At 50.2% G+C, this 6,104-nt stretch carries 7 protein-coding genes; 6 read left to right on the forward strand and 1 reads right to left on the reverse strand.

Going from position 1 to position 6,104, the window contains the following annotated elements:
* The first annotated feature begins 77 nt into the window (after positions 1 to 77).
* From ACTRXD_RS06775 to ACTRXD_RS06800, 6 genes are all read left to right on the forward strand, one after another.
* Positions 78 to 320 (forward strand): thioredoxin family protein, encoded by a 243-nt coding sequence (locus tag ACTRXD_RS06775; RefSeq protein WP_442431080.1) that lies wholly within the window; start codon positions 78 to 80, stop codon positions 318 to 320.
* A gap of 87 nt (positions 321 to 407) precedes the next feature.
* Entirely contained in the window at positions 408 to 866 is a 459-nt protein-coding gene (locus ACTRXD_RS06780; protein ID WP_442431081.1) for a group I truncated hemoglobin, read from the forward strand.
* A 175-nt stretch (positions 867 to 1,041) separates the two neighbouring features.
* Complete coding sequence (locus ACTRXD_RS06785) at positions 1,042 to 1,911, forward strand: MOSC domain-containing protein (RefSeq protein WP_442431082.1); 870 nt, start codon at positions 1,042 to 1,044, stop codon at positions 1,909 to 1,911.
* Positions 1,912 to 2,195: 284 nt separating this feature from the next.
* Complete coding sequence (locus tag ACTRXD_RS06790; protein ID WP_442431083.1) at positions 2,196 to 2,774, forward strand: TVP38/TMEM64 family protein; 579 nt, start codon at positions 2,196 to 2,198, stop codon at positions 2,772 to 2,774.
* Between the two features lie 189 nt (positions 2,775 to 2,963).
* Positions 2,964 to 3,908, forward strand: a complete 945-nt coding sequence (locus ACTRXD_RS06795) for an RluA family pseudouridine synthase (RefSeq protein ID WP_442431084.1) — start codon at positions 2,964 to 2,966, stop codon at positions 3,906 to 3,908.
* 187 nt (positions 3,909 to 4,095) lie between these two features.
* Positions 4,096 to 4,491 (forward strand): hypothetical protein, encoded by a 396-nt coding sequence (locus ACTRXD_RS06800; protein WP_442431085.1) that lies wholly within the window; start codon positions 4,096 to 4,098, stop codon positions 4,489 to 4,491.
* Between the two features lie 87 nt (positions 4,492 to 4,578).
* On the opposite strand, the gene ACTRXD_RS06805 is transcribed toward ACTRXD_RS06800, so the two are convergent.
* Complete coding sequence (locus ACTRXD_RS06805) at positions 4,579 to 5,613, reverse strand: phage tail sheath family protein (RefSeq protein WP_442431086.1); 1,035 nt, start codon at positions 5,611 to 5,613, stop codon at positions 4,579 to 4,581.
* Positions 5,614 to 6,104: the final 491 nt, after the last annotated feature.

Consider the following 6,104-nt stretch of genomic DNA (forward strand, 5'->3'; position numbering starts at 1 on the left):
AAATGCGAGTATCGCTGCTAAATTTCATTTAGTTTCGACTCAATACTAATTTTCATCTTTACAGAAGGAGACAGGTTATGAAGAAAGCCGTGTTTTATCATGCAGGGTGCCCGGTCTGTGTGTCAGCGGAAACCATGGTGACTCAGGCCATTGATCGTCAGCAATACGATCTGGAAATCGTCCATTTTGCACAAACCCCCGATCGTGTGGGTGAGGCCGAGACGGCAGGGGTGAAGTCTGTTCCTGCCCTGGTGTTCGAGGGGCAGGTATTTCACGTGAATTTTGGTGCATCCATGGACGATGTGAAAGCCAGTATTTGAAACGAAAGACTTTATTCCCGGGAGTGAGACGGGTTGCAGGATAGCCTGGACACCGACTCCCGGTTATCAATGAAAGGAGAAAATCGTATGCGTCCATGGGTGAGGAATGTGTGTCTCGGGCTCGCTCTAGGGTTGTCCATGAGTGGGACGGCCTGTTCAACGGTTGAACCCACGGCAGGAAAGGACACTGCATCGTTGTACGACCGGTTAGGGGGAAAGCCGGCTATCACGGCGGTCATCGATGAATTTGTGGGCAATGTTGCTAACGATGCCCGTATTAATAATCGCTTTGCCACTACCGATATTCCGAAACTGAAGGGACATCTGGTGGATCAAGTCTGTGGAGCGACTGGTGGACCCTGCACCTACACGGGCAGGGACATGAAGACGACGCATGCGGGAATGCGCATTACCAATGCCGACTTTACGGCAATGGTTGAGGACCTGGTCACTGCACTCAACACGTTCCAGGTTCCGCAAACGGAACAGAAGGAGTTACTTGGGCTGCTCGGGTCCATGAAATCTGATATTGTCGAAATTCCATAATCTACTCGGGATAATGGATTCTGTGATCTTCTTGGGAGGATGAGCTCATCCTCCCAAGTACCTTGGTTCTTTTTTATTGAGCACACCGGTGGGGGCTTGCGTCAGAATCAGCTATTCCTGAGAATGGCGGTGTGACCGTTCCCTGAAAACATTATTCAAATAAGGAGAGTGAGAAGTGACAAAAGTTTTGCCATCCGAAATGGGAGTCATTCAGTCGTTGTGGCGCTATCCAGTCAAGTCGATGAGAGGTGAGGCCTTATCCCTTGCTCAGGTTACTGGTCACGGACTTGTCGGAGATCGTGCCTATGCCATCCTGGACCGTGCTGATGGCAAAGTGGCCACGGCCAAAAATCCGAAAAAATGGCCCGATATGTTTGCCTTCCAGGCAACGTTCCTGGAGCCGTCTGGAGATAAAGAGCCTGGATCTCGCATCCGCATTACGCTGTCTGACGGCACAATGGTTACCAGTGAGCAAACGGATCTGTCCCAGGTCCTTTCCAAAGCTTTGAACCGTGAGGTCACCCTCGCGCTCATCGAAGGTGGGAAGGTGACCGGCGTTCAATCACCCATGCCTGAAACCTGGATTGCGCAGTCTGAGGAATACTGGCCTGACATGGATGGTCGCGAGAAACGGGACACCGTTACGGATTTCTCTCTTCCAACCGGCACGTTTTTCGATGCCGCGATGGTGCATCTTCTGACCACGGGCACGCTTAATCAGCTTCGTGAGGCGTATCCGGAAGGGCGTTTTGAGGTGCCGCGGTTTCGGCCGAACTTGGTTGTGGACACTGGAGCCGATGAGCAAGGCTTTTTCGAACAGGGGTGGATTGGTCAGACGCTCGGCATTGGGGAGAAAGTGCGGTTGAAGATTACCGGCTCATGCGGTCGGTGTGTCATGACGACGTTAGCGCAAGGAGGACTTCCCAAGGATACCGGGATTTTACGCACGGCGGTCCAACATAATCTTGGCAATGTGGGGGTCTATGCTTCAGTCATACAGGGCGGCCCGATTCGAATCGGGGATGGTGTACGTTTGGAGAAATGAATGATTTGTGAAGTTATGTTTGCCTGTGTCGGTATGAAAGTTCATCAACGCCACCAGATTTGTGTTGGGTAAATCAGGAGCTGGAAATTTCCCGTTTGACTCTGCAACGGTTGACGAAGTCAGAGCCTATTGAGGGTGACCGCGAAGGTTCTCGGGTGCCATGTCAGCGGATTTTAATGGATCTCTGCTGTTGGAATTGGTCTTTTTCCCCTCTCATCTAACCCGCTTGTTGGTATCCGTGATTTTTGAGTTTTTTAGCATGCATCCGTAAGATGCGTGTGAAAATGACTTTTTCTCTTATCACCGATCCTAAAAAAAAGCTTCTTTCCATCATTGCGTTCTTTCTCCTGCTGTATGTGATAGTTGCACTAACCGGCCTGCGATCCCATCTGTCGCCTGATGTCATTCAGGCATTATTTTTTGCGTATCCGGTTTGGGGTCTTGTGCTGTTTTGCCTGGCCTTCAGCTTCGGCAATCTGTTGTATGTGCCAGGATGGATCTTTTTAGTCGGGGCCGTCTTTGCGTTGGGGAAAGAATGGGGTGGGGTTGCGACCTTGATGGCCGCGATGTGTTCTTCGACGATCAGTTTTCTCCTGATTCGTGCGGTTGGTGGAACGGCGCTTCGGAGCTTCAATCATCGGTGGGCCGACACGATTTTCTCCCATCTGGATGACCGTCCAATTCTATCGGTAGCGTTCTTGCGGCTGCTGTTTCAGACCTTGCCCGCTCTAAATTATGCCCTGGCCCTTGCGGACATTCGCTTTCGCGATTATCTGGTTGGAACTGCTTTAGGGTTACCCCTTCCTATTTTTCTGTATTGTTATTTTTTCGAACTGATTTTCCAGCATCTTCTGAATAGGTAAGCGGGCATCGACATGTGTGGAATGTGGGTGAAGAGGAAAAATGGTTTCACAAAACTTCTAAGGCTTGCTCACTGGTAACGAATGATTTCCCCAGATTCAAATTCCTCTCCTTTGTAAGGAGAGGATAGGTGGGGTAGAGTCCGTGGGTTATCAGCCAACAACAACCGGGCAGACATTGAAGACACAAAAATGATTACTGAATTTATCGTGACGGGGGGGGAAACCCGCAAGCGCCTTGATCAATTTTTGGTCAACCGTGAGCGGGACATATCCCGTTCACGGTTACAACGCTTGATTGAGTTGGGACGGATCCGTGTCAATGACAGGATGGTCAAGCCGAGTCACACCATTAAACCAGGCGATCACATTACGATGGATGTTCCCCAGCCGGGACCCCTCCTGGTCGACGGGAAGGCTATGACATTGGATATCTTACACGAGGATGAAGTCCTCCTGGTGCTGAACAAGCCTGCGGGAGTGGTGGTGCATCCCGCGTCGGGGAACTGGGAGGGCACCGTGATCAATGCACTGTTGGCCCATGTTCAAAACCATACCGATGCAGAAATGTCTCTTGGAAAAACCATGCAGCCGGGACTAGTCCATCGACTGGATAAAGACACCTCCGGGGTGATGGTGGTCGCTAAAACCGATTATGCCCATCGTACTCTGGCGACACAGTTTGAAAAACACTCGATCACCCGGATCTACGAGGCACTTGTTTGGGGGGTACCCCGGCAGCAGCAGGGGGTGATCGAGTTACCCATCGGGCGGGATCGGAGAGAAACAAAAAAGGTTTCATCCAACACCGCACAGCCACAACGAGCGGTCACGGAGTATCGGGTGGAACAAATATTTGGTGACCTGGCCTCACAGGTCATGTTGTTTCCATGCACAGGGCGGACACATCAGCTTCGGGTTCATTTGGCGTCCTTAGGGTGCCCGATTTTTGGGGATGAGACGTATGGCGGTCAGAAAGTATGCCGGATTATGGAGATCGACATTCCACGGGTGATGCTTCATGCACGCACACTGGGTTTTCAGCATCCCGTATCTGGAATATTTCAGGAATATTCCGTAGGCCTTCCGTTGGACATGCAAGGGATCTGTCAGGCGTTGCTCAACAAAAAATCGTGAATGGTCATGTCTTTGTTCCTCTCCTGGATATTTCATTAATCCTCGTCAAGTTTTTTCTCATCTGACCGTTACAATCGAGAGAGATCCCTGAAGAGAATTTCACCTGACTTGAACTGCAATGGGTGGGGACAGGTTGAGCTTCTAGGGATTTCCGTAATCAATACACATCGAGAAAGAATGCATCAGAATGTGGCGTAAGATCCTCGTGCTATTGGTGGCGGTGATGGCCGGGTATGTGTCCAATGTGTCCAGCCAAGCGGCTTGTCTAGAGAATGCCACGTTCTGGTATTCCCATGTGATGATGTCGAGTCAGCCATTTTTTGTGAAACTGGAACCGGGGCAGGATCATGTTCGTCGAGCTCTGGATACGGTCGATGCCCCATATACCGCGTTGCGTTCAGATTTTGATCAACAAGCCTATCCACGAGTCGTCATTACCACCAGCTTTTGGTTTCCCTTCATTGTTTCTGAACATTTTCATACCGAAGGTGATGGTGCAAGGCGGATCGATTTCACTGCTCACTATCTGGGGTTGTTTGGCTTTGCCCTATCCATAGGCGATTCGGTTGAGATTGCCGCATAAATCCTATGTAGGGATGGACATGCATTTCCCATTCACTGGAGGTTTAAAAAAAACAGGGGCTTTCGCAATTTCAATAAAAAATGGGAATCACGCTTGGCGGACAGATTTGGCTTTCTGTTGAATTGTGAGAATAATGAATTCAGCAGGTTTGAGTGGAGCGAACCCTATCATGATGTTGACGACACCAGAAGTCTGGTCAGCGGATGAAATGGTATCCGGTCCGCAGTTGACAAAATAGGCCTCCTGGGATTTTTGCCCTTGAAAGGCCCCCTGCCGGAAGAGTGTTTGGAGAAATACCTCAATCGCTTGTCGAATGTGAGACCAAAGGGTTTGGTCGTTCGGTTCATCTACTACCCACCCTAATCCATGTTGTATGCTTGATTCCAGAAACAAAGCCAGACGCCGGACGGAAAGATACTGCCACTCTCTGTTGGATGACAGGGTTCGTGCACCCCACGCGACAACCTGTGACGGGGAAGTTTGTCGGATTGGATTGATACCCAATTGAGTGAGTTGTCCCATTTCCGGTTGCGTCAGTGTCCGCTCGATACCCAGAATGCCATGAAGGATGGCCGCCGTTCCTGCCGGGGCCTTCCATACTCCTCGTTGTTGATCCGTCCTGGCCCATACCCCAACCATTGCTCCGCTGGCGGGGATGTGCAGAGGTGCTTTCTTAAGTGACTGGGGGACTTGGACATGCGGAACGTACATGGCCACATTTGGATGGTGAATGCCTGATTGCTGATTTAACCAGGTGGTCAGAGCCCTGACCGTTTGTCGGGGGGCATCGCGTTGAGGGACATCCAGGACATACATCGCTCGGTGTTTGGCAACAAGAGCAATGGCTGCGTGCATGACTTTGATTGCATGGGTATCCGGGAGCTGTTCGGTTTGAGGGATGAACAAAATATTGAAATCCTCTACGTGGTCTAGAAGAGAAAGGCCTTGCAGAAAGGGAGACCCACATTTGATCTGTTCTGTTCCAATGCGTACCACCCAAATGGCTTTTCCTCCATTGTCAAAAAATTGTTTGATGCAAAGGGAGGAATGGGCCTCTTTTTCCCGTCCCCCATATTCTTTCTCAAATGCTTCCCATGTCCGGACCTGTTGTGGAGACGTCATCGACCCCTTTGAAAATGAGCCGATGATGGCCGCGGTTGAAGTGGAGGCCGGCTTGATCGTGGGAGGGAGGAATGACGGTTTGTGGACAGATGCGACAGGTGTCGAGTGATTTTTTTTCATAAGAAGCCGTACTATCTCCTTCTGTGGATTTTAGGCTCAAAGAGGATGAACATCGTTATGAATCTGAAAATGGCTATGGAATCGTATTGCATTCATGGGCCTCAGGACGAACAGCCTGTTACGTCCTGCACCAGTTTATAATAATTTGTTCGCCTTGAGCGCGGAGTTTGGCGCGGTAGTCGAAAGAGAGTGAAAATCTCAACGATCTTTTGGAGATATTTAAGAGACTTCATAAAATTTTGCTCTTGGATACCCCCCAGCTTGCTGGGGGGAGGAAAAGAGCAAGCCCGCGAAGCGGGCTGAGTTTGGTATTCTTCCATGCATGAGTCTCAAACGAACCAGAGGCGCTGTTTACGATCTCAAGTATCATG

The sequence above is a fragment of the Nitrospira sp. T9 genome, assembly GCF_052156535.1.
GTDB lineage: Bacteria > Nitrospirota > Nitrospiria > Nitrospirales > UBA8639 > Nitrospira_E.